Source organism: Palleronia pontilimi (assembly GCF_016412875.1).
Classification (GTDB): domain Bacteria; phylum Pseudomonadota; class Alphaproteobacteria; order Rhodobacterales; family Rhodobacteraceae; genus Palleronia; species Palleronia pontilimi.
The window spans coordinates 103,804-130,296 of the sequence record NZ_JAEKPD010000002.1 but is presented as its reverse complement, the minus strand read 5'-3'; the positions used below and the strand labels follow the sequence as shown (position 1 = coordinate 130,296).

Genomic DNA, 26,493 nt, shown 5'->3' with positions numbered 1-26,493 from the left:
ACCATGCTCTCGACGATCACAACATCGCTGAAGCGCTTCGCGCGCGACACCTCCGGCGCCTACTCGATCGAGGCCGCGCTGGTCCTGCCGACACTGATCTGGGCTGGCCTGTCGTCGCTCACCTACGTGGACGGCTACCGCCAGCAGACCATGAACCTGCGCACCACCTACGCGCTGTCGGACATGCTGTCGCGCCAGTGGGACCCGGTCGGCCCCAAGTTCATCGACGGGCTGGGCCGCGTGCACGATCACCTGACCGAAAGCGACGACGAGACCTACCTGCGCGTCACCGTCGCCTATTGGGACGCCATCGACGAAGAACACAAGCTGGTCTGGTCCGACAGCACCGATGACGGCCCCACCGAGGTCACCCAGGAAACGCTGAACTCGATCGCGGGCGCCATTCCGACCATGGCCAACGGCGACTCGGCCATCATCGTCGAGACCTGGATGGACTACGTGCCCGCCTTCAATATCGGCCTGAAACCCAACCGCTTCTACAACCGCGTGGTCACGTCGCCGCGCTTCACGCCGCAGCTGAAATACGATCCCGCCAAGTAGGGCTCACTCGGTCCGTTCGGCCATCAGGACCTGCAACAGCTCGGCGATGGCCTTGGCCTCGCCCGGCGACGTCACGCCACCCACGCCCACCCGGCGCCCCAGGCGCCACCACATCCCGGGCGCCCAGCCGAACGGCACGCGGGTCTTCAACTTCACGCTGAACCCGTTGGACGGCTTGAACGCGAACGCGCCGCGCTCGATGGTCTCGATCTGGTCCAGCGGGGCAAGCGGGGCGTCGGTCTCGGTGAACAGCCCCTCGGGCTTCAGGACCACCGCGCCGCCCGTGGCCCGCCACAGCTCGAAGCCGCACCACAGCACCCCGATCCCGCCTGCCCCCAGAACGACCCGCCACAACGGCGACGCCGGCTGCGACACCGCGATCCACAACAGCAGGACGCCCAGCGCGCCGATCATGAAGACACCGATGAAGCGCCGCGTGGGCGACGCGCGCAGCTCGGTCAGGGGCTGGCCGGGGGGACCGTGGATCTGCAGGTGGGACATGGGCGGACGGCTCCTCGCGGCTGGCCCTTCCTTAGACGCTTCGCGCGACGGCGAAAAGCGGCGTTGCCCTGCGCCGCCGCCGGGCGCTATCGTCGCGGGCAACCGACCCCGATAGGTCCGATCCCCATGCGTGCCCTGCCCGCCTTCCTCCTTGCCGCACTTCTGACAACCGCGTGCGACATCCCGCAGCTAGATGTGCCCAATGCCGCGGCCCTTGCGCGTCAGGATCCGCCGCAGCTGTTGCCCACGTCGCAGATCAGCGCCCGCGCCGGCGCCATCCCCGCCCGGATCACGCCGCAGACCACCGCCGGTCTGGAAGCTCGCGCCGCGAACCTGCGCGCCCGCGCCGGTCTGCTGCGACAAAGCGCCCTGACGGCCGCCGAGCGCGAACGCCTGCGCGGCGCGCTGGGGCGGCTTCGCGCCCGCACCGATGGCACCTGACCCTCTGGCCCGCGGTCGCCAAACCCGCTAAGCCCGGCAGCACCAACCGCCTGCAGGAGCCCGCATCCCATGACCTCCCCCCTTCGCCTCGGCATCGCCGGGATCGGCACCGTGGGTGTCGGCGTGATCCGCATCGTCCAGCGCCACGCGGACATGCTGACCGCGCGCAGCGGCCGCCCTGTCACGATCAGCGCGGTCTCGGCGCGCGCGCGCAACAAGGATCGCGGCGTGCGCCTGGGGGATTATGCGTGGGAAGACGATCCCGTGACGCTGGCCGGGCGCGATGACGTGGATGTGTTCGTCGAACTCGTGGGCGGCGACACCGGCCCCGCGAAGGACGCGGTCGAGGCGGCGCTGAAGGCGGGCAAGGACGTGGTCACCGCCAACAAGGCGCTGCTGGCCCATCACGGCCAGGCGCTGGCCGAACTGGCCGAGGCGAACGGCGCCGTAATCCGTTTCGAGGCGGCGGTGGCAGGCGGCATCCCGTGCATCAAGGCGCTCGGCGAAGGGCTTTCGGGCAACGAGATCACCCGCGTCATGGGCGTCATGAACGGGACCTGCAACTACATCCTGACCCGCATGGAAAGCGCCGGGCTGGCCTACGACACGGTGTTCCAGGAAGCGTCCGACCTGGGATACCTGGAAGCCGACCCGACCCTGGACGTGGGCGGCATCGACGCGGGCCACAAGCTGGCGCTGCTGGCCTCGCTGGCCTTCGGCTGCCAGGTCGATTTCGACGGGGTCGCGCTGGAAGGGATCGAGCGGATCGCGATCGACGACATCAACCATGCCGCCGACATGGGCTTCCGGGTGAAGCTGCTGGGCGTGGCGCAGATGACCGGCCGCGGGCTCGAGGCCCGCATGTCCCCCTGCCTTGTGCCCGCCTCGTCGCCCTTGGGCCAGTTGGAGGGCGCGACCAACATGGTGGTCCTGGAAGGCGACAGCGTGGGCCAGGTCGTGCTGCGCGGCGCGGGCGCGGGCGAAGGCCCGACCGCCAGCGCGGTGATGGGCGACGTGATGGACATCGCGCGCGGCATCCGGCTGCCCACGTTCGGGCGGCCCGCCGCAAGCCTGGCCAAGCCCAAGCGCGCCGACGCGAACGTGCCCGCGCCGTTCTATTTGCGCATGGTGCTCACCGATAAGCCCGGCGCGCTGGCCAAGATCGCGTCCTGCCTGGGCGAGGCCGGGATTTCCATCGACCGGATGCGCCAATACGACCACGCGGCAGGCAGTGCGCCCGTGTTGATCGTGACCCACAAGGCCATGCGCCAGTCCCTCGACAGCGCCATCGCGGCCATGTCCGGGACGGGCGTGCTGGAAAGCGATCCGGTCGCGCTCAGGATCGAGGACGTCTGAGGCTCGCGCCATGTTTCCGATCCGCGACCATAACCCGTCCACCGCGACACCCTGGGTCACCCTCACGCTGATCGCGATCAACGTCGCGGTGTTCCTGGGCACGCTGCCGATCCTGGCATCCGAAACGACGGCCCTGCCATTTCTGGCGGATTGGGCGCTGATCCCCGCGATCTCGGCGCCGCTGACCTTTCTGACCTCGCAATTCCTGCACGGCGGCTTCATGCACCTGGCGGGCAACATGTGGTTTCTCTGGCTCTACGGTGACAACCTGGAAGACGAGATGGGGCCGTTGCGCTTCCTGGGCTTCTATCTTGCCTGCGGGATCGGCGCGGCGCTGGCGCAGACGCTGTCCGATCCGGCCTCGACCATTCCCATGGTCGGCGCCTCGGGCGCCATCGCGGGCGTCATGGGCGGCTACCTGCTGCTCTTCCCGAAGGCGCGCATCGACATCCTGGTGATCCTGCTGGTGTTCTTCCGGGTGTTCCCGGTCCCGGCCTGGCTGGTCCTGGGCCTGTGGTTCGCGATCCAGATCCTGTCGGGTGCGGCGACACCCGCCGGGATGGGCGGCGTGGCCTACTGGGCCCATGCGGGCGGCTTCATCGCGGGCCTGGCGCTGACCTGGCCGCTCTGGCGGAAGCTGGGCGGGCGCGCGTTCTGGGAGCGGACCCATGGCCACCCGCCCCACCCCGAAGCGCGCTACACCACGCGGCGCACGCCGATCCCGAAAGCGGGCCGCCGCCGCTGAGCGACGATTTTTCGCCGAAAAATCGCGCCCCGCTCAGGTGGCGCGAATGGTCTTGGCGAAATCGTCGAAGATGGCCGAGTTCGCGGCGATCACGGTCCGGCTGTCGAAGATCGAGCCCGCCGCGCCGATGGGTCCGACCATGCCGCCCGCTTCGCGCACGATCAGAAGTCCGGCGGCCACGTCCCACGCGTGGATGCCGCGCTCCCAGTAGCCCTCGTAGCGGCCCGCGGCCACGTAGGCCAGGTCCAGCGCCGCGGCCCCCATGCGGCGCACGCCCGCGGTGGCGGGCAGCAGGCGGCCCAGGTCCTTCAGGACAGCGGGCAGTTCGGGCCGCCCGCCGAAGGGCAGGCCGGTGGCGAAGATCGCCTCGATCATCCGGTGCCGATCGGACACCCGCAAGCGGCTGGCATTGAGGAACGCACCCTGGCCCTTTTCGGCGACGAACATCTCGTCCTTGGCCGCGTCATAGATCACGCCCGCAACGATTTCGCCCTTGTGTTCCAATGCGATGGACACCGCCCAGTGCGGCAGCCCGTGCAGGTAGTTGGTCGTGCCGTCCAGCGGATCGACGATCCAGCGGCGGGTGGGGTCCTTGCCCTCGACCGGCTCGGATTCCTCGCCAAGCCAGCCGTAATTGGGCCGTTCGCCCATCAGCATGTCGCGGATCGTGCGCTCGGCCGCGATGTCGGCGCGGCTGACGAAATCCCCCGCACCCTTCGACGAGACCTGCAGGTTCTCGACCTCGCGGAAATCCTTGACCAGGCCGCGCGCGGCGGTCCGGGCGGCTTTCATCATGATGTTGAGATTGGCACTGCCTTGCATGGTCGTCTCCGTCCGGTCGTTCGGCTTGGCGCATACGCGAGGGGACGCGGGATGCCAAGGGTGCCCGCTCCGGCTCAGTCGGCGGAGGCCGATGCAGGTGCCTTGCGTTGCAGCTTCACCGGCTCCGTGCGGGCCAGGCGCAGCAGGTGGGACATATACGGCATGGTGGTGTCGTCCGATCGTGTCGCGGCATAAAGACGACGCGTCAGGCCCGTGGCGGTCAGCGGCCGGGTGACGTAGTCGCTTTGGAATTGCACGTCGCGCACCACCCAGTCCGGCAGAACCGCGACACCGCGCAGGCTGGCCACCAGCAACAGGATCACCGCCGTCAGTTCCACCTGCCGGATGGCAGCGGGCTCGACCTTGGCGGGGGTAAGCAGCTCGGTGAACACGTCCAGCCGGGTCCGGTCAACGGGATAGGTGATCAGCGTCTGGTCGCGGAAATCCTCGGCCTCGATGAAAGGTTTCTCGGCGAGCGGGTGGCGCGAGGACGCCACGAAGACCGGCGCGTAGTCGAAAAGCGGCGTGAAATCGATGCCCGCGATGTCCTCGGGGTCTGAGCTGACCACCAGGTCGACCTCTTCGCGGTGCAGCGCGGGCAGCGCGCCGAAGGCAAGCCCGGGGCGGATATCCACGTCCACGTCGGGCCATGCCTGGCGGAACTTCTCGAGCACCGGCAGCAGCCATTCGAAACAGGCGTGACACTCGATGGCGATATGCAGACGACCCGCCTTGCCAGACTGCAACCCCTGGAATTCCGCTTCCAAAGCAGCCACTTCCGGCAGGATCTTCTCGGCCGCGCGTAGCAGGCGCATTCCCGCCGCGGACAGTTTCATGGGCTTCGAGCGGCGCACGAACAGCTCGACGCCCGCCTGGTCCTCGAGCCCCTTGACCTGGTGCGACAGCGCGCTTTGGGTGATGTTCAGCCGATCGGCGGCGCGGGCAAGCCCGCCTTCGTCATGGATCGCCTTGATGGTCCGCAGGTGGCGGAACTCGATATGCATCCTGAAGCAGGCCTCATGTTAAACTTGAAAGTTATGAATTTGTCTCATGGCACGCGGCGTGAGACAAGGTCTGATACCGCAAAGGATCACACCATGACCGCGCCTGCCATTTCGTTCGAATTCTTCCCGCCCAAATCGCTCGAAGCGTCGTTCCGGCTGTGGGACACGATGCACACGCTGGCACCGCTGGAGCCCGATTTCGTCAGCGTCACCTACGGCGCGGGCGGCACGACCCGGGCGCTGACCCACGAAGCGGTCACGACCATCGGCAAGACCACCGGCCTGCGGGTAGCGGCCCACCTGACCTGCGTGAACGCCAGTCGCGCGGAAACGCTTGAGATCGCCGAAAGCTACGCATCCGCAGGCGTGACAGATATCGTCGCGTTGCGCGGTGACATGCCGGGCGGCGGGGCGTTCCAGCCGCATGCGGACGGCTTCGCGAGCTCGGTCGAACTGGTCGAGGCGCTGGCGCAGACCGGGAAGTTCACCCTGCGGGTGGGGGCCTATCCCAACCGTCACCCCGAAGCGGCCAGCGACACGGCGGATGTGGATTACCTCAAGCGCAAGATCGACGCGGGTGCGTCCGCCGCGATCACCCAGTTCTTCTTCGAGGCCGACACCTTCTTTCGGTTCCGCGACCGCTGCGTCGCGGCCGGGATCGACGCGCCGATCATCCCCGGCATCCTTCCCATCGAAAGCTGGACTGGCGTGCGAAAATTCGCGACCGCCTGCGGCACGCCGATCCCCGATTGGCTGGACCAGGCCTATGACGCGGCGATCCGCGACGGGCGCGAGGATCTGCTGTCCACCGCGCTGGCGACCGAGCTGTGTTCGGATCTGATCGACGGCGGCGCGGAGCATCTGCATTTCTACACGCTCAACAAGCCCGCCCTGACCCGCGACGTGATCCACGCGCTGGGTCTTGCGCCCGAGCGGGTGCTCGAGAAGGTCGCCTGAGCGGACCCGTTTCAGGGGGTTACGCGCCGTAGCAATGCTGGGCATGATGGCGGGGTTTGCCACGATCCAAGGTGCCCCGCCCGATGACCCACGCCACTTCTCCCGCCGACCTGGCCGACATGGACGTGTTGCGCCACAAATCGGGGCTCGAGTTCATGCGGGCGCTGGCCTCGGGCGACCTGCCCGGAGCGCCGATTGCCGCGGGCATGGAAATCGACCTGGACGAAGTGGACGATGGCCGGATCGCGTTCACCGGCACGCCGCGCTTCGCCCATATGAACCCGATGGGCGGCATCCATGGCGGCTGGTACGCGACGATCCTGGATTCGGCGATGGCCTGCGCGGTGATGACCCGGGTGCCCTGCGGATCGACCTACACCACGCTGGAATTCAAGGTGAACATCACCCGCGCCCTGCCCGCGGACACGAAGGTGCGGTGCGTGGGCCTCGTGGCCCATGCCGGACGCTCGACCGCGGTCGCGACGGGCGAGATCCGCGGCGCCGCGGATGACCGGCTTTACGCGACCGGAACGACCACCTGCCTAATCATGGCGCTTCCGCCCGCCTGATGCGCCCGGTGGCTGCCCGCGCGCCGGGATATTTTCGAGAACAAAGATGCAGGCGCGCGCTACTCGGCGAAGGGCAGTCCCTTGGCCTCGTTGCGCAAGGCGCCCCGTTCGAGCGCTGTGGGATGCAACCGCTCCGACCGGTCGGCCCCGATGGATCGCGGCCCGCGGGCCACGAAGATCCGGCCCCAGCCGCGGTTGACCCCGATGGACGGCGCGTGCGGATCGCAGCCGAAGCGGGCGCGCCAGCCTTCCGGCAAGGGCAGGCCCTGCTCTTCGGCCTTGCCGAGCATCCAGACCAGCGGGATATTGGCCAAGGGACGCGCCGCGCGCACGCCATCGAGCTGGCCGCCCACATCGCCATGGGTGCCGCGGAACCAGACCTGCTCGCAGATCCCGTCCCAGTCGCCGTCGAGCCGCCAGAGCACCGGGGCGTAGGCCTCGCGCGTTTCGTCCAGCGCCAGGGCGTGGAAGCCCGCGCGCGTTGTCGGGCCCAGCCCGTGGGTGTGGAAACTGTGGGCGATGCGCGACCAGCGCCACAGGATCGGCAGGCGCAAACCCAGCGCCTTCACCGTGTCCCAGGCGCCGACCATCTGCACCTCGACGGCTTCGTGGCAGAACAGCCGCTTGAACTCCTGCGCGCCGAAGCTGTCGGGGATCGTGCGGTAATAGCGATAGGCCAGGCGGACGTTGCGCTCGGTGGCGGCGTCGGCCCGTAGCAGGCCCACCCGGTCGATGACACCCGCCAGCGAGCGCACCGCATAGGCGCCGCGCGAATAGCCGAACAGGAAAATCCGATCGCCGGGCCGGTAACGCGAGGCAAGCCAGCCATAGGCGCGGCGGATCTGGCGGTTCAGGCCACGCCCCTCGGCCACGTCGCGGACCTGGCGCCACGACGTGAACTGGATACCGGGCTCGTATTTCAGGGACATGTGGGCGGCGGGCGCCATTTCCGACAGAAGCCGCCAGGTCAGACCCGCGTTCGTCTCGCGCCCGGGCTCCAGCGACGACATGGTGCCGTCCAGGATGATGACGTGGGTCACCGGACCACGATGGATCGGCATGTTGGTCTGCTGGACGACCCGCCCGCGGCCCAGCCACGCCAGGCCGCGCCGCAGCAGGCCGCCCGTGTTTATGCGCGGGCGGCGGTCCTCATTCGGCGGCGTGGGCATGGCTCTCGGCCGTCAGAAGATCCCAGACGCGCGCCGGGGTGAAGGGCAGATCGACCTGCCGCACGCCCCGTTCCCACAGCGCGTCTTCCACGGCGTTGGACACGGCGGCCAGCGCACCCACCGTGCCCGCCTCGCCGCAGCCCTTCATGCCCATGGGATTGGCGGTCGACGGCACGGGGTTCGTGTCGAAGCGGAACATCGGCACGTCCACGGCGCGCGGCACCCCGTAATCCATGTAGCTGGCGGTCAGAAGCTGGCCGTGTTCGTCATAGACCACGCGTTCCTGGATAGCCTGGCCGATGCCCTGGACGACGCCGCCATGCACCTGACCTTCGGCCAGCATGGGATTGATGAGATTGCCGAAATCGTCGCAGACGGTGTATTTCACGACCTCTGTTTCGCCGGTCTCGGGGTCGATCTCGACCTCGGCTATATGGACGCCATTGGGATATGAACGTCCCGGCAGCTTTTCGTGGGCCGTGCGGGTCAACAGGTCAGTGCGTCCCGCCGCGCGCGCCATGGCGGCCACGTCGAGCATGGTCGGCGTCTCGTTCGAGCCCTCGACGCGGAAGCGCTCGTCGTCGAAGCTGACATCGTCGGGCTTGGCGCCAAGTTCGTCGGCCAGGAACGCCGCGAAATCGTCGATCATTGCGCGCGCGGCCTTCAGCGTCACGTTGTTCTGCACCGTGACCGAGCGCGAGCCACCGGTGCCGCCGCCCGATGCGATCAGGTCCGAATCGCCTTGCACGAAGGCGATCTTGTCCACCGGAATACCGGTGTGATCCGACAGGAACTGCGGAAAGACCGTCTCGTGCCCCTGCCCGTTCGACTGGGTGCCCACGAAGATCGACGCCGTACCGTCGTCGTTGAACGCGATCTTCACGTGCTCGTCGGGCGCGCCCAGGATCGATTCGATGTAGTAGCAGGTGCCGATGCCGCGCAGCTTTCCGCGCGCGGCGCTGTCGGATTTGCGCGCGGCGAATCCGGCCATGTCCGCCAAGGCTTCCCCCTTGGCCAGCGTGGCGTGGAAATCGCCCACATCGTAGGTCTCCCCGGTGGCCGAGACGTAGGGAAACTGATCCGCCTTGATGAAATTGCGGCGGCGCAGCTCGTGCGGGTCGACGCCCAGCTCTCGCGCGGAGCGCGACAGGATGCGTTCGAGCGTGAAGATCGCTTCGGGCCGCCCCGCGCCGCGATAGGCATCGACCGGCGCGGTGTTGGTATAGATGCCGCGGGTGCGCAGCCACGTGGTCTGCACATCGTAGGTGCCCATCAGGACGCGGCTGAAGAGCTCGGTCTGGATCATCTGCGCGAACATCGAATTGTAGGCGCCGATATTGCACGTATTCTCAACGCGGTAGGCGGTGATCTTCAGGTTCTCGTCGAAGGCCAGCTCGGCCACGTGGACAAGGTCGCGGCCCCCGTTGTCCGACAGCATCGCCTCGGTCCGGTCCGACATCCAGCGCACCGGGCGGCCCAGCTTCATCGCGGCCCCCGCCACGGCGAAATATTCGGGGTAGTTGAAACCTTTCATGCCGAAGCCGCCGCCCACGTCGGGCGTGGTGGCGCGGACCTGGCTTGGATCAAGGCCGAACCGATTCACCAGCTCGGATTTCAGACCCCAGACCCCTTGGCCCGAAAAGCAGACATGCAGCCGGTCCTCGGCCCATTCCGCCCAGCAGCCGCGCCCTTCCATGGACGAGACCATGATGCGGTTGTCCTCGATCTTCAGCTTCACGGTGTGGGCCGCGTCGCGAAAGGCGCGCGCGCAGCCCGCCTCGTCGCCCTTGCCGTAATCGAAGGCCAGATTGTCGGGGGCCTCGTCATGCAGCGCCTCGCCACCCGTCGCCAGGTCCATGTGGGCGGGCAGTTCGTCGTAGTCGACTATCACCGCCTCGGCGGCCTCGATGGCCTGCGCTTGCGTTTCGGCCAGCACCACGGCGACGGGCTCGCCCACGAAGCGCACGCGATCATGGGCCAGGAACGGACGCTCGGGCGCCGTGCCCTTTCCGCCATCCAGCGTGGGCACGCGGGTGTAGTCCATCCCCAGCGACGCGCCCATGGCCAGCATGTCGGCGGCCGTCAGCACCGCCACGACGCCGGGCATGGCGGCGGCGTCCTGCACGTCGACCGACCCCAGCTTCGCGTGCCCCACCTGGGACCGGACGAACCCGGCAAAGAGCGCATCCGCGGGCGCGATATCGTCCACGTAGCGGCCGTGGCCCGTGACCAGGCGCTGGTCCTCGCGGCGCGTCACCGACTGGCTTTTGCCGAAATTGTCCATGTGCGTCCCCTTCGCAGAATTCGCGCCGACACTAGCCAACGCACCGGGATTTTCCAGTGCCATATCGCCCCATCCCCCGCCCTTCCCCTTGGCCGCCGATTTGGCTATCCCGACGGGCAAGTTTGACCCAAAGGACGCCGCCCTCATGCCCATGGAAAAATCCTTCGACGCCGCCGCGCGCGAGCCCGAGATCTTCGCCAAGTGGAAGGACGCGGGCTGCTTCACGGCGGGGGCCAACGCCAAGCCCGGCGCGTCCGCCTTCTCGATCCTGCTGCCGCCGCCCAACGTCACGGGGTTCCTGCACGCGGGGCACGGCTTCAACCACACGCTCATGGATATCCTGACGCGATGGCACCGGATGCGCGGCGACGACACGCTGTGGCAGCCGGGGCTGGACCACGCGGGCATCGCCACGCAGCTGGTGGTCGAGCGGCAGCTGGCCGAACAGGGCATCAAGCGCACCGACCTGAGCCGCGAGGATTTCATCGCCAAGGTGTGGGACTGGAAGGCCACGTCCGGCGGCCAGATCGTCGAGCAGGACAAGCGGCTGGGCTGCTCCATGGACTGGTCGCGCGAGGCGTTCACCATGCAGGGCGCGCCCGGCGATCCGTCGCCCGAGGATGGCCCGAATTTCCACGACGCCGTGATCCGCGTCTTCGTCGATATGTTCGACAAGGGCTACATCTATCGTGGCAAGCGGCTGGTGAACTGGGATCCGCATTTCGAAACGGCGATCAGCGATCTCGAGGTCGAGAACCGCGAAGTGCCCGGTCACATGTGGCACTTCAAGTACCCCCTCGCGGGCGGCGCCACCTACACCTACGTCGAAAAGGACGCGGACGGGAACGTCCTGTTCGAAGAGGTCCGCGACTACATTTCGATCGCCACCACCCGCCCCGAAACCATGCTCGGCGACGGTGCGGTGGCGGTCCATCCGGATGACCCGCGTTATGCGCCCATCGTGGGCAAGCTCTGCGAAATCCCGGTGGGTCCGAAGGAACATCGCCGCCTGATCCCGATCATCACCGACGAATACCCCGATCCCGATTTCGGAAGCGGCGCGGTGAAGATCACCGGCGCGCATGATTTCAACGACTACGAGGTCGCCAAGCGCGGCGACATCCCGATGTACCGGCTGATGGATACGAAGGGTCACATGCGCGACGACGGCGTGGATTACGCCGAGGCCGCCGAGATCGCCATGGCGGTGGCGAAGGGCGACCGTACGCTGGGCGAAACCGAGGCCGACGCGCTGAACCTGGTGCCCGACGACCTGCGCGGCCTCGATCGGTTCGAAGCCCGCAACCGCGTTGTCGCACAGATCACCGAGGAAGGGCTTGCCGTCATGGTGCCGCCCACCGATCCGCGCCTGGGCGAGCCCGCGAAGCCGCTGGCGCCCGAAGAGGGCGGCGAAGGACGGCTGGAACAGCTGACCCCGCTGGTGGAAAGCAAGCCGATCATGCAGCCCTTCGGCGACCGCTCGAAAGTCGTGATCGAGCCGATGCTGACCGACCAGTGGTTCGTCGACACCGCCCAGATCGTCGGCCCCGCGCTCGAGGCCGTGCGCTCGGGCGAGGTCAAGATCATCCCGGAATCGGGCGAAAAGACCTATTTCCACTGGCTCGAAAACATCGAGCCCTGGTGCATCTCGCGCCAGCTGTGGTGGGGTCACCAGATCCCGGTCTGGTACGGCTTCGATCTGCACGCCAACGGCTTCACCGATGACGAAGGCGACGGCGCGCTCGACGAGGTCGAGCTCGGCCGCATCCTGTCCTCCGACAGCCTGGCCAACGGCGATCTGCGCCCCCATTGCGCGCCCGATTTCACGGCCGTCAAGGACACGTTCGGCGACATGCTGGCCGATCTGCCCACGCCGCTGAACCACGCATCGGTGGTCGAGGTCGCGACCCGCGACGAAGCGTTGCACCGCCTGTCGGAAAGCCTTGCCGAATATGTCACCAGCCAGGATCCCACGCACCTGGTCTATCCGGTCTGGCGCGATCCCGACGTGCTCGACACGTGGTTTTCGTCGGGTCTCTGGCCCATCGGCACGCTGGGCTGGGGCGACGACGACCAAAGCTTCATGGACCGGTATTTCCCCACATCCGTGCTGATCACCGGCTCAGACATCCTGTTCTTCTGGGTCGCCCGGATGATGATGATGCAATACGCGGTGGTGGGCCAACGCCCCTTCGACACCGTCTATCTGCACGGCCTCGTCCGCGACGCGAAGGGCCAGAAGATGTCGAAATCCATCGGCAACGTGGTCGATCCGCTGGACCTGGTGGATAAATACGGCGCCGACGCCTACCGCTTCAACAACGCCGCCATGGCGTCGATGACCGGCACCATCCGGCTGGACGAAAAGCGGATCGAGGGCTACCGCAACTTCACCACGAAGCTCTGGAACGCGTTCCGTTTCGCCGAGATGAACGACGCCCTGCAGCACCGCGCCGCCGCGCCGCCCAAGCCGCGCGCGACGGTCAACGCCTGGATCATGGGCGAAACGGCCCGCACCCGCGACGAGGTGGACGCGGCGCTGGAAGCCTTCAAGTTCAACGACGCCGCCGACGCGATCTACAAGTTCGTCTGGAACGTGGTCTGCGACTGGTACCTGGAATTCTCGAAACCGCTGTTCGGATCCGAAGACGCGGACCTGATCGCCGAGACGCAGGCGACCATGGCCTGGGTGCTCGATCAATGCCTGCTCCTGCTGCACCCGATGATGCCCTTCGTCACCGAAGAGCTGTGGGCGGGCCCCGATCTTCTGGCCGTCACCGACTGGCCCGATTACGCCACCGCGGATGTGACCGACGCGGATGCCAGCGCGGAAATCGCCTGGGTCATTTCGCTGATCGAGGCGATCCGCTCGGTCCGGGGCGAAGTCAACGTGCCCGCTGCCCTGAAGGTCGAGCTCCTGGAAATCGAGCTGGACGCCGCTGGCCGCACCGCCTGGGATCGCAACGCCGCGATGATCCAGCGGCTGGCGCGCGTGGAGCGACTGACCCGGGCCGACGCGCCGCCGAAAGGTGCGCTGACGATCTCCGTGCGCGGCGGGCAATTCGCCCTGCCACTGGCCGGAATCGTCGACGTCGAAGCCGAAAAGGCCCGGCTGGCCAAGACGCTGGGTAAGCTGGAAAAGGATCTGGGCGGTCTGAACGGGCGGCTGAAGAATCCGAAGTTCCTGGCCTCGGCCCCGGACGACGTCGTGGACGAAACCAAGGCGCTTGTGGCCGAGAAATCCGAGGAAAAGCAACGCCTTGAAACCGCCCAGGCACGGCTTGCCGAATTATGAGCGATCCGCGCCTGACCCCTCTGGCGGCCGCGTTGCCCGACACGGTGCCCTTCGTGGGTCCCGAGACCCAAGAGCGTCGGGCGGGTGGCGCGTTCCGCGCGCGGCTGGGCGCGAACGAGCTGACCTTCGGCCCCAGCCCCAAGGCGATCGCCGCGATCAAGCGCGCGGCACACGATGTCTGGAAGTATCCGGATCCGGAATATTTCGACCTGAAACAGGCCCTTGCATCGCATCTTTCATGTGATCCCGTACATATCGTCACCGGCGCGGGGATCGACGGGCTGCTGGGCTCGACCGTGCGGCTTCTGGTGGCCCCGGGCGATGCCGTGGTCACGTCCGACGGCGCCTATCCCACCTTCAACTACCATGTCACGGGCTATGGCGGAACCCTCCACAAGGTGCCGTACGCGGGCAATCACGAAGACCTCGACGCCCTTCTGGACAAGGCGGTCGAGACGCGCGCGAAGCTCATCTACCTTTCCAACCCTGACAACCCCATGGGGTCCTGGCATACGTCATCCGACATCTCGGCGTTTATCGACCGGATCCCCGACACCTGCGTGCTGGTGCTGGACGAGGCCTATGCCGAATGCTCCGACGCCGACACGACGCCGCCGCTGCAGCCCGACCATCCGAACGTGATCCGCTTCCGCACCTTTTCAAAGGCTTACGGGATGGCCGGTGCGCGGATCGGCTACGCCATCGGGCCGCAATCCCTGATCGGCGCGTTCGGCAAGGTGCGCAACCATTTCGGCGTCTCGCGCATCAGCGCGGCGGGCGCGATCGCGGCGCTGGCGGATACAGACCACTTGAACGACGTTCTGAAGAAGATCGCGCAAAGCGTTGATCGCATTTTCGAAATCGCGCGCGCGAACGACCTGGCACCGCTTCCGACCGCCACCAATTTCGTCACCATCGATTGCGGCCGCGACGGCGATTTCGCCCGCGCCGTCCTGCAATCCCTGGGCGAACGGGGGGTCTTCATCCGCATGCCCGGCGCGGCCCCGTTGGATCGCTGCATCCGCGTCACCTGCGGTCCCGACGACGCGATGAACGTGTTCGCCCAGGCGCTGCCCGTCGCGCTCGAGACGGCGCGCACGAAAAAGTAACGTGACAGCCACATCCGCCCGGCTAACATCGCCCCCATGATCGAACGACAGCCCGCCCCCGACTTCACGCGCCCCTTCCTGGTCTCGCTGGCGCCGCTGGTCTTCATCGCGCTGGTTTTCGTCTGGATGGTCTGGGGCCTGCTGGCCGCGATGGGCGTGACCTATGCGTCCGACAAGGCGATCAGCCGACTGTCGCGCCGCTGATCGCCCGCGCAGGGCACCCCCGGCATCACGGATTTTCAAACACGCGTGGCCGATGCTCAGGCCCCGGCGCAAACCTCGGCCGCGGCATCCAGCCCGCCGGGCCCGAACGGAATGTCCAGCGCCCGCATCCCCGACTGGATCACGCCCAGCACGCCAAGCACCATGTGCGCGTTCACATGCCCCATATGCCCCACGCGGAAATAGGCCGAAGACGGCTCCATCCCCAACCCGATGCCCAGCGTCACCCCCGCCTTGAACTCGCACCAGTGGCGCAGCTCGTCCCCCAGGCTGCCCCCCAGATGCGCCGCCGTGACCGCGTGCGAGCGGATGTCCCGCGCAGCATTGATCGCGAGCGGCCCGTCCGCGCCCCAGGCATCGAAGGCCGCCCAAAGCGCGCGGGCCAGCGTCGCGTGCCGCGACAGCACGTTGTCCAGACCCTCGTCATGGATCATGTCCAACGCCGCGCGCAGGCCATACAGGTGATGGGTCGGCGCGGTCCCGTCGAAATAGCGATAGAAGTAGTCGGGGTCCGTGCGCGGCCGCCAGTCCCAGTAATGGGTGACGCAGCGCGCCGTCTCGCGCATCGCGTCGGCGCGGTCGTTGTAGAACACGAAGCCCACGCCTGGCGGAGTCATCAGCCCCTTCTGGCTGGCCGCGATCACCACATCGACCCCCCAGGCGTCCATCTCGAAGGCGTCGCAGCCCAGCGACGCGATGCAATCGGCCAGCAGCAGCGCCGGGTGGCCGAGCTCGTCGAGCACGCGGCGCAGGGCCGCGATGTCGTTGCGGATCCCCGTCGAGGTGTCGACATAGACCACCGGCAGCGCCTTGATCCGGTGCCCGGTATCGGCGGCCAGCACCTCGGCCACCCGGGCCGGATCGATGGCGTCCCGCTTGCCGAAATCCAGCATTTCGGTCTCGATCCCGAGAGGCTGGGCCATGTCGGCCCAGCCATGGGCGAAGCGCCCGGTGGCCGGGATCAGAACGCGGTCGCCGGGCGACAGGATGTTGCTCAGCGCCGCTTCCCACAACCCATGCCCGTTCGAGATGTAGATCGCGCAATGATGCGCGGTGCGCGCCACGCGCTTCAGGTCGGTCACGATCCCCGGCACCATCTCGGTCAGCTCACCGGTATAGATGTTGGGCGACGCGCGGTGCATGGCGCGCTGCACCGCGTCGGGGATCACCGACGGGCCGGGAATGGCCAGATAGGGGTGGCCGTTGGCAAGCGACATGGGGCGGGCTCCTTCACGTGGGCCGCCCAGCGCTACAAAGCGGCGTGGGCGGCGTCAATCACCCGGCTTTCCCCTGACAGGCATCCGCGCTAGGTCGCGTGCAAGATGAGCGCGAAGCCCAATCCATTGTCGAACCGGACCCGCACCCTGCTGATGCGGCTTTGGCGCGACTACGTGCGTCAGCACTGGCCGTGGCTGCTGGCCGCGTCCCTTCTGATGATGATCGAGGGCGGCAGCCTTGGCGCGCTCAGCTACCTGCTGCAGCCCATGTTCGACCGGGTCTTCATCAGCGGCGACGGCGGTGCGATCTGGTGGGTCGGCGGCGCGATCATGGGATTGTTCGTCATGCGCGCCATCACGGGCGTCCTGCAGCGCACGATGCTGACGCGGGTGGCGCAGCTGACCAGCACCCGGATGCAGGTGGACCTGCTGGGCCACATGATGACGCTCGACCAGCGGTTCTTCTCCGAAAACGCCCCCGGCGCGCTTATCGAGCGGGTGCAGGGCGACACGCTGGCCGTGCAGAACGTCTGGCAGGTCCTGATTTCGGGCGTGGGCCGTGACGCGGTGGCGCTGGTGTCGCTGTTCATCGTCGCGCTCACCATCGACGTCGGCTGGACGCTGGCGGCCCTGGTGGGTGTGCCGCTGCTGATCCTGCCCTCGGTGATCCTGCAACGCTACGTCCGCCGCAAGACGCGCGCGATGCGCAGCGTGTCGTTCAAACGCGCAACCCGCCTGGACGAGATCTTTCACGGCATGAACGCGATCAAGCTGAACCGGATGGAGCCCTACCAGATCGGCCGTTTCGATGACCTGGTCAGCGATATCGTCCGCGTGCAGATCAAGACCGCCGCGGGCCGCGCGATGTTGCCGGGTCTGATCGACATCGTAACCGGGGTGGGCTTTTTCGGCGTGTTGATGCTGGGCGGACAGGACATCATCAGCGGCGAAAAGACCGTGGGGCAGTTCATGTCCTTCTTTACCGCCATGGCGCTGGCCTTCCAGCCGTTGCGCCGCTTGGGCGGCGTCGCCGGTGTCACCCAAGTCGCGGCGGCGTCGCTGGAAAACCTCTACGCCATTTTCGACATGCGCCCCTCGATCACGTCGGGTCCGCTAGGCGATGCGCCAGACGCGCCGCCGCGCATCGCGCTGGAAGACGTGCACTTCGCCTATGACGACACGCCCGTTCTGCGCGGCACGTCGCTCGTCGCCGAACCCGCGCAGACGACGGCGCTGGTGGGCGCGTCGGGGGCGGGCAAAAGCACCGTCTTCAACCTGCTCACCCGGCTGGTCGAGCCGCAAGAAGGGCGCGTGACCATCGATGGGCGGGATGTGTCGGAATTCGACCTGGCGGCGTTGCGCGGGCTCTTCTCGGTCGTGTCGCAGGATTCGCTGCTTTTCGACGAGACCATCCGCGAAAACATCCTTCTGGGTCGCGACGACGTATCCGAGGCCCGCCTGCGCGACGTGGTGGAGGCCGCGCATGTGGCCGATTTCACCGACGATCTGCCCGCCGGGCTGGAAACCAAGGCAGGCCCGCGCGGCTCGAACCTGTCGGGCGGGCAACGTCAGCGTGTGGCCATCGCGCGCGCGCTGCTGCGCGACACGCCGATCCTGCTGCTGGACGAGGCGACATCGGCGCTCGACGCCCAGTCTGAGGCGGTGATCCAATCCGCGCTCGAGCGACTCTCCAAGGGCCGCACCACGCTGGTGATCGCGCACAGGCTGGCCACGATCCGGTCGGCCGACAAGATCGTCGTCATGGACCAGGGCCACGTGGTGGATGAAGGCACCCACGCGGAGCTGATCGCGCGCGGCGGGCTTTACGCACAACTTCACAAGCTGCAATTCGACACCAACGAGGACGACGCCAATGGATGATCCGCGCACAGTCCTGTCGCTGAGCGGGGCCGACCGGGTCGCGTTCCTGCAGGATCTGGTGACCAATGACGTAACCCGCCCCGGCGCGCTGGTCTATGCCGCGCTCCTGACGCCGCAGGGCAAATACCTGGCCGATTTCTTCGTCTCGCACCGCGCGGACGCGCTGCTGATCGACGTCGCCACGCCCCTGGCCGAAAGCCTCGTGCAACGGCTGACCATGTATCGCCTGCGCCGGGACGTCACGATCGAGACGACCGGCCTGCAGGTGTCGCGGGGCACGGGCGATCCGCCCGAGGGCGCCGTGCCGGACCCAAGGCACCCGGATCTGGGCTGGCGCAAGATCGACCAGGCCGCAGGCGATGACGGCACGGATTGGAACGCGCTCCGGGTCGCGCATGTGGTTCCGCAATCGCTGGTCGAATTGCAGCCCAATGACAGCTACCCGCTGGAATTCGGGCTGGACCGGCTGCACGGCATCGACTTTCGCAAGGGATGCTACGTGGGCCAGGAAGTCACCGCCCGGATGAAGCACAAGACCGAGCTGAAAAAGGGGCTGGTGCAGGTGCGCGTGACCGGCGTTGTCCCGGCGGGAACGGAAATCACCGCGGCGGGCAAGCCCGCGGGCACGCTCTTCACCCAGTCTGGCGGGCGTGGCCTCGCCTGGCTTCGGTTCGATCGCGCGGGCGCGGGCATGCAGGCGGGGCAGGCGCTTGTCCACTACGACGGATAAGCTGTCGGCACGCATCGCCGCCGCGCTCGGCGCGCCGGTGGTCACCCTTCGCGCCATGCAGGGCGGCGATATCTCGGCCGTGTATGTTGCGACGCTCGACGACGGGCGCGACATCATCGCGAAGCAAGGCGGCCCTTGCCGGACCGAAGCGCGGATGCTGCAGGCCGTCGCCGCGGCGGGATGCCGCGCCCCGGACGTTCTTCACGCCGATGCCGACCTCTTGCTGATGACACGTCTGGCCGAGGGCTCCGGCTCGGATGCCGCATGGGCCGACGCGGGCGCGCAGATCGCGCGGCTGCACGCCAGCCACGGCGCGCGTTACGGCTGGCCCGAGGACACGGCCTTCGGCCCGGCGCCCTGCCCCGCGGCAGTCTCGAAAAATTGGCCCGAATTCTGGGCTGAGCGGCGATTGCTGGCCTGGCCCGATGCGCTGCCCGCCGACCTGCGTCCGCGGCTGGCACGGTTGGCCGCCCGCCTGCCCGACCTCCTGCCCCACGATCCGGCGCCCAGCCTGCTGCACGGCGATCTGTGGCAGGGCAACGTGCTGATGGAGGACGACCGATTCTCGGGCCTGATCGATCCGGCCTGCTACCACGGCCACGCCGAGGTGGATCTGGCGATGCTCTGCGTCTTCGGCAAGCCACCGCGCGCCTTCTGGAACGCCTATGGTCCACTGGAAGACGGCTGGGACGCGCGTCGGCCGATCTACCAGCTATGGCCCGCGCTGGTGCACCTGCGGCTTTTCGGCGCGGGATATCGCGGCATGGTCGAAAGCCTGCTGACCCGGGTCGGCGCCTAGGCGCGCTCGGCGTATTCCATCGTCTCGGTATTGACGATGATCTCCTCGTCCTGGCCCACGAAGGGCGGCACCATGACCTTCACGCCGTTATCCAGGATGGCCGGCTTGAAGCTGTTGGCGGCCGTCTGGCCTTTCACGACCGGCTCGGTCTCGACCACCTTGCAGGTGACCTTCTGGGGCAGCGTGGCGTTCAGCGCTTCCGACTCGTAGTATTCGATCTGGATCGTCATGCCGTCCTGCAGAAACGGACGCCGCTCGCCCAAGATATCAGACGGCAGCTCGATCTGCTCGTAAGTCTCTGAATCCATGAAGACAAGCATGCCATCGGTTTCGTACAGGAACTGCTGATCCTTCTGCTCCAGACGCACCCGCTCGACCTTGTCGGCCGATCTGAACCTTTCGTTAAGTTTCGATCCGTTACGAAGGTTCTTCATCTCGACCTGAGCGAAGGCACCGCCCTTCCCGGGCTTCACATGGTCGACTTTCACGGCAGCCCACAGGCCGCCGTTATGCTCGAGCACGTTTCCGGGACGGATTTCGTTCCCGTTGATTTTGGGCATGTGGCGAAACCATGGCAAAAGGTTGATGAATGATTGATGGACGCTATATATGCACCATCAAGGGTCTGCAACACGGCCTATCTGGAGTGTTCGGGCCTTCAGTCATGCATCAGTCGCATAGCTGGTATTCCGAAATAGAGTGACACATGCTGTCGTGATAGTCCATAAGGGGCGCTCACGACGCAAATGCAAGAGCAATAAGGATCGTCGAATGACCGACTTCGTTGACGGAACCGCATTCAACCACGAGCAGGGCAATCGCGCGCGCAAACTGTTTGCCGCCGTTGTGCTGGCTGCGTTGGACGACGCGATTGCCGATGACAAGAAATACGGCAATGGCCCCGAGCAGATCGCCCGCTGGGCCCGCTCGCGCGATGGCCGCGAAGTACTAAGCTGTGCCGGAATCGACCCGAACGAACGCGTCGTCTCGGGCCTGATGGATTTCGTCGGCAAGGGCGTGCGCACCTCGGTCGCGCTCAGCCGCGAGGAAAGCGAACGTCGCAGCGCCGCGCAGGCCGAAGCCGCCTGACGCCGTCCCATCTTTCACGTGTTACCGGAAAGCGCCGCGGATCGACCCCGCGGCGTTTTTCCTTTGCGTGGCTCAGAAGATGAACGACCACATGACCCACGGCGCCATCTGGCTGGTGCCTAGCGCCAAGAAGCCCGCGCGCGCGGGCCAATGGGTGTGCCGGATCACCAGGATCGCGCAGAACGATACCGTCAGTCCGATCTCGATCCACCCGACCACCTGCCCCGTCGGTCCCTGCCAGTAGGACACGGGCGAGATGAATTTCCAGTCGGTCAGCGGCCAGAAATGCGCCCGCGCATCATGGGAATGCAGCGGAAAGTCGAAGGCCAGGTGCAAAAGCGCGGCCCCGGTAAGCGCAATCGCCCAGCCGCGTCCCGACCAAAGCGCCAGGGCGAAGCCGATGCCCCACAGCACGAAGCTGTTGTCCACGGCGAAAACCTGCTGCCATTCGGGCGAATAATAAAGCGTGCCGAACACCCTTTGCGGTGAAATGCCCAGGACCAGGATCGACACGCCCGCCATCAGGTACAGCGACAGATCCGGCGCGAAGGCGCCCAGCACCGCGCCCCAGGTGCGGTGCCTGTCGCCCTGCCGCCCGAAAACCGCTGCTCCCATGATCAGGTGGACGGGTGTGTTCAAGGCTCTTTCCCCCAGGCAGCCGCGCGGCTAAGGCAGTGTCGATGAAGGGGGCGGCGATGGCCAGAGCGATCATGATCCAGGGCGCCGGCTCGAATGTCGGCAAGTCGATGCTGGTCGCCGGGATCGCCCGCGCCTTCCTGCGGCGGGGCATGAGCGTGGCACCCTTCAAGCCGCAAAACATGTCGAACAACGCCGCCGTGACGGAAGACGGGGGCGAGATCGGTCGCGCCCAGGCGCTGCAGGCGCGCGCCGCGGGCCGCGCGCCTCTCGTCGACATGAACCCGGTCTTGTTGAAGCCAGAAACCGACCACGGCGCGCAGATCATCGTGCAGGGCCAGCGCATCGGCACCATGCGCGCGCGCGACTACGGCGCGCAGAAGGCGACACTGTTGCCGCGTGTGGTGGAAAGCTTCGCGCGGATCGCAGCGGGCGCGGACCTGGTGCTGGTCGAGGGCGCGGGCAGCCCGGCGGAGGTCAACCTGCGCGCGGGCGACATCGCCAATATGGGCTTCGCCGAGGCCGTGGACCTGCCGGTCGTGCTGGTGGGCGATATCGACCGGGGCGGGGTCATCGCGCAATGCGTGGGCACCCACGCGGTCCTGTCGTCCCAGGATCGCGGGCGGATCAAGGGCTTTGCGATCAACAAGTTCCGGGGCGACGTCTCGCTCTTCGACGATGGGCTGCGGGTGATCGAGCGGGCGACGGGCTGGCCGTCGCTCGGGGTCGTGCCGTGGTTCGACGACGCGTGGCGGCTGCCCGCCGAAGACGTGCTCGACCTGGAACGCAAGGGCGGCGCGTCCGGTGCGCTCAAGGTGGCCGTGCCGCGCCTGGGCCGGATCGCCAATTTCGACGACCTCGACCCCCTGGCCGCCGAGCCCGACGTGACGATCGACCTCATCGCCCCCGGACGTCCCCTGCCCGGCGATGCGGATCTCGTTCTGCTGCCGGGCTCGAAAACCACCATCGCCGATCTTGCCGCGTTCCGCGCGCAGGGATGGGATATCGACCTGGCCGCCCATATCCGGCGCGGCGGTCACGTGATGGGGATCTGCGGTGGCTACCAGATGCTCGGCCGCAAAATCACCGACGCGCACGGCCTGGAAGGCCCGCCCGGTAGCGCGGACGGGTTGGGCCACCTGGATATTGAAACGCATCTAAGGCCCGCAAAAAGACTGGCGCTGAGCCAGGCGCGTCACATGGCCAGCGGACAGGACGTGCAGGGCTACGAAATCCACCTGGGCGAAACATCCGGACCGGATTGCGCCCGCGCGTGGCTCAGCCTCGATGGCCGCCCCGAAGGCGCAGCGTCAGCCGACGGGCGCGTGATGGGCTGCTATATCCACGGGCTTTTCGCGGCCGACGGCTTCCGGCAATCGTATCTGAAGGGCCTTGGCGCCAGCCCCACCGCGCGCGGTTTCGACCACGGGATAGACGAGACGCTCGACGCGCTGGCCGACCATCTGGAGCGGCATCTCGATCTGGATCTATTGCTGCGCCTGACGTCGCGCCCGTTCAGCTAGACCCGATCACTGCAGGTCGCGCACGGTGATCGCGCGCATGATTTCGCGGCGCACCAGCTTGCGCACGTTGCGGGTGATCCGCTCGCCCAGGGCGCCCTGAAGCTCGCTGCGCACGATTTCGGCAACCAGGTCGCGCAACGCGGCTTCGTCGAGGATCGCGCCCTCTTCCGCCACGTCCATATCCCGGCCCGCGCCGTCCTCATCGGTGTTCTTCCCCGCCTCAGGGTCCGCTTCCGAAACAGACGCCTCTTGCGGATCGCTGACGTCCGAATCCGCGTTCCTCGCTTCACCGACGGCTTCGCCGTCTTTCGCCGCGGTGGCCAGATCGTCGGACGCATCTGCGTCGTCCGAACTATCGATGGCGCCACGGGCGTCCGTGTCATCGTTTGCGGCGGTATCTTCGGTGGAGCCTTCGTCGGCATCTTCCTCGGACGCGCCTTCCGGTGAAGACCGCAAGCGGTTGAAGATGGATTTGTCCGTATCCCGATCGGGGGCCGACCCCTGCGCGTCCGGTTCTGCGTTCGCGCCGGTGTCATCCAGGGCCTGCGTCACAACGCTGCGGGCCGCGTCCGAAATCAACTGGGCGATGGCCTGTTCGGTATCCGCCGAGGGTGCAGGACGCCTGGAGGGGACACTTTCGGGGCGGTGCTGCTGCAGATCCTCGCTTCCGTCCGGCTCGAAATCCGAGGCTTGCGACGACACCGCGGCCTCGAGCTCGGCGATACGCGCCTCCAGTGTCGATCCGGGGCGGACCGCGTCCTCGGCCTCGGTCGCGTCAATCTTCTCCTCGGATTCCCATTCGCTGCTGTCCGGCAGGTTGAAAACGAAGGTCTCGACGGACTGCGTCAGCGCAAGGTCACTGTCCTGCTCCGACGTGGGGGCGTCCTCAGCCGCTTTGTCATCGCGCGTCCCGGCATCATCGCTTTCATCGGATGCCTCGTCCGCATGGTCCCGCACAACGTCTTCATCACGCTCGGGCACATCTTCGGACGCTGGCGCGTCGGGGGCCACTTCACCGCTCTCGGTCACAATTTCCAGCTTTCCGGCACCGCGATCATCCTCACGCGGGGCGGCCGCGTCCTCGGGGACCTCGGCAAGGCCGGGTGAGACCGACGCTTCAAGCCTCAGCGGTGCTGCCTGGTTGCGCTGCCCCCGGTCCGATCGCCCGTCGTCACCGCCCACGCGCTGATCGGAGGTCAGAACAAGCTTTTGCGTCACCGCACCGCGATGGGGCTTCAGCCCGCCCGTGGGATCGACCGACACCAGCCTGCGGATGGACGCCAGGACATCCTCGATTTCAGTGCTTTTCGCCGGATCGGACATTTGCCTGCCTTCTGTCTCGTGCCTGGCGCAAGGATACGCAAAGAGTCGACGCCGCACAACGCGGCGGACGACGCAACCCTGATGGTATTCGACAGATCTTAATTTTTCCCCAGCGACTTCAGCAGCAGGTCCAGCTTCTGACCCTGTGGCGACACCTTGCGGATCGGCGCGGTGCGCACGGCGTTGTAATAGGCCGACGGATCGTAGGTCACGACGTTCAGGTTCAGGTGATCGACGGTCATCAAGCCCATCCCCGTCAGCACCTGGTACGCCGCCTGGATCTCGGAAATGCGGGCCGAGATCAGGTTGGCGCGCGCGTCCTGCAGGTCCTGCTCGGAGTCCAGGATGTCCAGCGTGGTCCGGGTGCCGAAACGCACCTCTTCCTGGACCGAGCGGAACGCCAGTTCGGCGGCGCGCACCTCGAGCTGGCCCGAGCGGATCCGCGCGCGGGCCACTTCCAGCAATGCGTAGGCCTGCGCGAGGTCCTGGAACACGTTGTCGGTGCTGATATGCAGATCGGCGCGCGTCTCGTCGCGCTGCGCCACGGCCTGGCGGTAGGCCGCCGTCAGGCGTCCACCGCGATAGATCGGGCCCGTCATCGCGACGCCGACCGACGCCTGCTCTTCGAAATCGTCGCCGATCGAAACCGACGCGCGCCCGGTGATCCGGGGCTTGATCGACGTCTCGGCCCGCGCGACGTTCAGATCCGCCACGGTGACCAGGCGCATGCTGCGCAGGATGTCGGGATGGGTCTTGCGGGCCACGGCCTCGGCGGCGGCCAGGGATGCGGGCAAGGGCGGAAGCTGCGACACGGCGGCCAGGTTGCCGGGTTTGCGGCCGACGAAGCGCACGTAATTGGCACGGGCCTGTTCCAGATCGCCCCGTGCCGCGGCAAGGGTCGAGCGTGCGGCGGCCAGGCTGGCCTCGGCGACGGCCACGTCGGTGCGCGTCACTTCGCCCACTTCGAAACGCTCGTTCGCGGCCCGCAACTGCTCGGAAATTAGGCTGACATTGCTTTCGCGCAAGTTGACGAACGCGATCGCCTCGCGCACGCCCAGATAAGCGGCCACCCCGTTCAGCAGGACCTGCTGTTCGACCGAAACAAGGCCCTGGCGCGTGGCGAGCACCAGCTCTTTCGCGACATCGACGCCCAGCTGCGTGGCGCCCCCGTCCCACAGCAGAAGATCCGCCGATATTCCGATGCTGGTCGTCGTCTCGGCCGAGTTGTCGATCCGGCGCGGCGGGACGACCGCCGGGTTCGCGCTGGGGATCTCGCGGTCGTTCGGGAAGGTCCAGGTGCGTTGCAGGTTGGCGGTATAGTCGACGATGGGCCTGAGCGACGACAACGCGATGGCCACGTCCTCGTCCGCGGCCCGCAGAACGGCGCGGTTCTTTTCGATAAGTCCGGAATGGCGATAGGCGCTGACCAGGGCATCGGCCAGCGTTTCGGCCCGGGCCGCCGTCCCGCCGAGCGATGCGCCCAGAACGATGGAAAGCGAAAGGGTGGTCTTCAAAAGGTGTCTGGCGATCATAGGGAAAACTCCGCGCTGTGTGCAAAGCCCGGCAATACGGGCGCGCTGGCATTAAAGGCGTAACGCCAATTCATTCGGCCGTCGATCTTGTGGCCGACCCGCGCGGTGCCAAGCGCGCCATCCATGAAGATGCACCCGATCCGGCCGCCTTCGGCCAGTTGGTCGAGCAGGGTGTCGGGCAGCGTCTCGACGCCGCCTTCGATCACGATCACGTCGAAGGGCGCGTATTGCGGCGCCCCGTCGGTCAACGCGCCTTCATTCACGGCGGCATTGTCGATGCCCGCCTCGGTCAGCGCCGCCTGGGCTTCGCTGACATAGGCCGCTTCTGGCTCGACCGCGACGACGGCTTCGGCCAGGCGGGCCAGGATCGCGCTGGAATAGCCCATGCCCGGCCCCACATCGAGCACCAGGTCCGATGGCGTGATGTCCAGCGCGTCGATCAGCTTGGCCAGCACCCGCGGATCCAGGATCACGCGGTTCTTGCCCAGCGGCAGATGCTCGCCCAGATAGGCGGCTTCGACCAGCGCCTGCGGCACGAAAAGCTCGCGCGGGACGTTCAGCATGGCGTTGATGATGGGAAACTCGGTCACGTCCGAGGGCCGGACCTGCGTGTCCACCATCATGCGGCGGCGGGCTGTGAAATCGACCATCGGCAGAATTCATCCGTTCTGTTTCGACTGGATTTGAAGTGACACAGGTCCGCCCTTAGGGCAACGACCGATGTCCTG

General features: G+C 67.1%; 25 protein-coding genes. 14 read left to right on the top strand and 11 right to left on the bottom strand.

Annotated features, from left to right (window positions below; all coding sequences use genetic code 11):
* Window positions 1-3: 3 nt before the first annotated feature.
* On the top strand, window positions 4-561 hold the full coding sequence (locus ILP92_RS03510; RefSeq protein WP_198914987.1) for a TadE/TadG family type IV pilus assembly protein: 558 nt from the start codon (window positions 4-6) through the stop codon (window positions 559-561).
* 3 nt (window positions 562-564) lie between these two features.
* Here the strand turns inward: ILP92_RS03510 and ILP92_RS03505 are convergent, their stop codons facing one another.
* A complete protein-coding gene (locus tag ILP92_RS03505) occupies window positions 565-1,062 on the bottom strand; it encodes a hypothetical protein (RefSeq protein WP_198914986.1) in 498 nt (165 codons plus the stop codon).
* 126 nt (window positions 1,063-1,188) lie between these two features.
* Here ILP92_RS03505 and ILP92_RS03500 point away from each other — a divergent pair, with 126 nt between their 5' ends.
* The 3 genes from ILP92_RS03500 to ILP92_RS03490 all read left to right on the top strand — a co-directional run bounded on the left by ILP92_RS03500 (window position 1,189) and on the right by ILP92_RS03490 (window position 3,604).
* Window positions 1,189-1,503 carry a hypothetical protein gene (locus ILP92_RS03500; protein ID WP_198914985.1) on the top strand — a complete coding sequence of 105 codons (315 nt, stop codon included), beginning with the start codon at window positions 1,189-1,191 and terminating at the stop codon, window positions 1,501-1,503.
* A gap of 69 nt (window positions 1,504-1,572) precedes the next feature.
* Window positions 1,573-2,859, top strand: a complete 1,287-nt coding sequence (locus ILP92_RS03495) for a homoserine dehydrogenase (RefSeq protein ID WP_198914984.1) — start codon at window positions 1,573-1,575, stop codon at window positions 2,857-2,859.
* Between the two features lie 10 nt (window positions 2,860-2,869).
* Window positions 2,870-3,604 (top strand): rhomboid family intramembrane serine protease, encoded by a 735-nt coding sequence (locus ILP92_RS03490; protein WP_198914983.1) that lies wholly within the window; start codon window positions 2,870-2,872, stop codon window positions 3,602-3,604.
* Between the two features lie 33 nt (window positions 3,605-3,637).
* Here the strand turns inward: ILP92_RS03490 and ILP92_RS03485 are convergent, their stop codons facing one another.
* On the bottom strand, window positions 3,638-4,426 hold the full coding sequence (locus ILP92_RS03485) for an inositol monophosphatase family protein (RefSeq protein ID WP_198914982.1): 789 nt from the start codon (window positions 4,424-4,426) through the stop codon (window positions 3,638-3,640).
* A gap of 74 nt (window positions 4,427-4,500) precedes the next feature.
* Window positions 4,501-5,430, bottom strand: a complete 930-nt coding sequence (locus tag ILP92_RS03480) for a LysR family transcriptional regulator (RefSeq protein WP_198914981.1) — start codon at window positions 5,428-5,430, stop codon at window positions 4,501-4,503.
* 93 nt (window positions 5,431-5,523) lie between these two features.
* On the opposite strand from ILP92_RS03480, the gene metF reads away from it, so the two are divergent.
* A complete protein-coding gene (metF, locus tag ILP92_RS03475; RefSeq protein ID WP_198914980.1) occupies window positions 5,524-6,387 on the top strand; it encodes a methylenetetrahydrofolate reductase [NAD(P)H] in 864 nt (287 codons plus the stop codon).
* A gap of 83 nt (window positions 6,388-6,470) precedes the next feature.
* Window positions 6,471-6,956: a PaaI family thioesterase gene (locus ILP92_RS03470; protein WP_198914979.1), complete on the top strand. Its 486-nt coding sequence runs from the start codon at window positions 6,471-6,473 to the stop codon at window positions 6,954-6,956.
* 59 nt (window positions 6,957-7,015) lie between these two features.
* Here ILP92_RS03470 and ILP92_RS03465 read toward each other — a convergent pair whose 3' ends face one another.
* Entirely contained in the window at window positions 7,016-8,125 is a 1,110-nt protein-coding gene (locus ILP92_RS03465) for a T6SS phospholipase effector Tle1-like catalytic domain-containing protein (protein ID WP_235971066.1), read from the bottom strand.
* Complete coding sequence (locus ILP92_RS03460; RefSeq protein WP_198914978.1) at window positions 8,106-10,409, bottom strand: xanthine dehydrogenase family protein molybdopterin-binding subunit; 2,304 nt, start codon at window positions 10,407-10,409, stop codon at window positions 8,106-8,108. The genes ILP92_RS03465 and ILP92_RS03460 overlap by 20 nt, the downstream gene beginning before the upstream one ends.
* Window positions 10,410-10,554: 145 nt before the next feature.
* Here ILP92_RS03460 and ILP92_RS03455 point away from each other — a divergent pair, with 145 nt between their 5' ends.
* The 3 genes from ILP92_RS03455 to ILP92_RS03445 are packed head-to-tail and all read left to right on the top strand — an operon-like array spanning window position 10,555 to window position 15,017.
* The gene (locus ILP92_RS03455) at window positions 10,555-13,704 is read left to right on the top strand and encodes a valine--tRNA ligase (RefSeq protein WP_198914977.1); all 3,150 of its coding nucleotides are present in this window, start codon (window positions 10,555-10,557) and stop codon (window positions 13,702-13,704) included.
* Window positions 13,701-14,813, top strand: coding sequence for a pyridoxal phosphate-dependent aminotransferase (locus ILP92_RS03450; protein WP_198914976.1), 1,113 nt, complete (start codon window positions 13,701-13,703; stop codon window positions 14,811-14,813). Before ILP92_RS03455 ends, ILP92_RS03450 begins: the two co-directional genes overlap by 4 nt.
* A 36-nt stretch (window positions 14,814-14,849) precedes the next feature.
* On the top strand, window positions 14,850-15,017 hold the full coding sequence (locus ILP92_RS03445; RefSeq protein ID WP_198914975.1) for a hypothetical protein: 168 nt from the start codon (window positions 14,850-14,852) through the stop codon (window positions 15,015-15,017).
* A gap of 56 nt (window positions 15,018-15,073) precedes the next feature.
* On the opposite strand, the gene ILP92_RS03440 is transcribed toward ILP92_RS03445, so the two are convergent.
* Window positions 15,074-16,252 carry a pyridoxal-phosphate-dependent aminotransferase family protein gene (locus ILP92_RS03440; RefSeq protein WP_198914974.1) on the bottom strand — a complete coding sequence of 393 codons (1,179 nt, stop codon included), beginning with the start codon at window positions 16,250-16,252 and terminating at the stop codon, window positions 15,074-15,076.
* Window positions 16,253-16,357: 105 nt separating this feature from the next.
* On the opposite strand from ILP92_RS03440, the gene ILP92_RS03435 reads away from it, so the two are divergent.
* From ILP92_RS03435 to ILP92_RS03425, 3 genes are read left to right on the top strand one after another with little or no spacing between them, the layout of a single operon-like run.
* Window positions 16,358-18,133, top strand: a complete 1,776-nt coding sequence (locus ILP92_RS03435; protein ID WP_198914973.1) for an ABC transporter ATP-binding protein — start codon at window positions 16,358-16,360, stop codon at window positions 18,131-18,133.
* On the top strand, window positions 18,126-18,863 hold the full coding sequence (gene ygfZ, locus ILP92_RS03430; protein WP_198914972.1) for a CAF17-like 4Fe-4S cluster assembly/insertion protein YgfZ: 738 nt from the start codon (window positions 18,126-18,128) through the stop codon (window positions 18,861-18,863). Before ILP92_RS03435 ends, ygfZ begins: the two co-directional genes overlap by 8 nt.
* Window positions 18,844-19,662 carry a fructosamine kinase family protein gene (locus tag ILP92_RS03425; protein WP_235971064.1) on the top strand — a complete coding sequence of 273 codons (819 nt, stop codon included), beginning with the start codon at window positions 18,844-18,846 and terminating at the stop codon, window positions 19,660-19,662. Before ygfZ ends, ILP92_RS03425 begins: the two co-directional genes overlap by 20 nt.
* Here ILP92_RS03425 and efp read toward each other — a convergent pair.
* Window positions 19,659-20,222 carry an elongation factor P gene (efp, locus tag ILP92_RS03420; RefSeq protein ID WP_198914971.1) on the bottom strand — a complete coding sequence of 188 codons (564 nt, stop codon included), beginning with the start codon at window positions 20,220-20,222 and terminating at the stop codon, window positions 19,659-19,661. The genes ILP92_RS03425 and efp overlap by 4 nt on opposite strands.
* A 211-nt stretch (window positions 20,223-20,433) precedes the next feature.
* On the opposite strand from efp, the gene ILP92_RS03415 reads away from it, so the two are divergent.
* Window positions 20,434-20,751, top strand: coding sequence for a DUF6280 family protein (locus tag ILP92_RS03415; protein ID WP_198914970.1), 318 nt, complete (start codon window positions 20,434-20,436; stop codon window positions 20,749-20,751).
* Between the two features lie 72 nt (window positions 20,752-20,823).
* On the opposite strand, the gene ILP92_RS03410 is transcribed toward ILP92_RS03415, so the two are convergent.
* Window positions 20,824-21,390 (bottom strand): cobalamin biosynthesis protein CobQ, encoded by a 567-nt coding sequence (locus ILP92_RS03410; RefSeq protein ID WP_198914969.1) that lies wholly within the window; start codon window positions 21,388-21,390, stop codon window positions 20,824-20,826.
* Between the two features lie 56 nt (window positions 21,391-21,446).
* Here ILP92_RS03410 and ILP92_RS03405 point away from each other — a divergent pair, with 56 nt between their 5' ends.
* Entirely contained in the window at window positions 21,447-22,910 is a 1,464-nt protein-coding gene (locus ILP92_RS03405) for a cobyric acid synthase (RefSeq protein ID WP_198914968.1), read from the top strand.
* A gap of 6 nt (window positions 22,911-22,916) precedes the next feature.
* Here ILP92_RS03405 and ILP92_RS03400 read toward each other — a convergent pair whose 3' ends face one another.
* The 3 genes from ILP92_RS03400 to ILP92_RS03390 all read right to left on the bottom strand — a co-directional run bounded on the left by ILP92_RS03400 (window position 22,917) and on the right by ILP92_RS03390 (window position 26,415).
* Complete coding sequence (locus ILP92_RS03400; RefSeq protein WP_198915287.1) at window positions 22,917-24,233, bottom strand: midas domain-containing protein; 1,317 nt, start codon at window positions 24,231-24,233, stop codon at window positions 22,917-22,919.
* 98 nt (window positions 24,234-24,331) lie between these two features.
* A complete protein-coding gene (locus ILP92_RS03395) occupies window positions 24,332-25,765 on the bottom strand; it encodes a TolC family outer membrane protein (RefSeq protein WP_198914967.1) in 1,434 nt (477 codons plus the stop codon).
* Window positions 25,762-26,415: a protein-L-isoaspartate O-methyltransferase family protein gene (locus ILP92_RS03390; protein ID WP_198914966.1), complete on the bottom strand. Its 654-nt coding sequence runs from the start codon at window positions 26,413-26,415 to the stop codon at window positions 25,762-25,764. Before ILP92_RS03390 ends, ILP92_RS03395 begins: the two co-directional genes overlap by 4 nt.
* Between the last annotated feature and the right edge of the window lie 78 nt (window positions 26,416-26,493).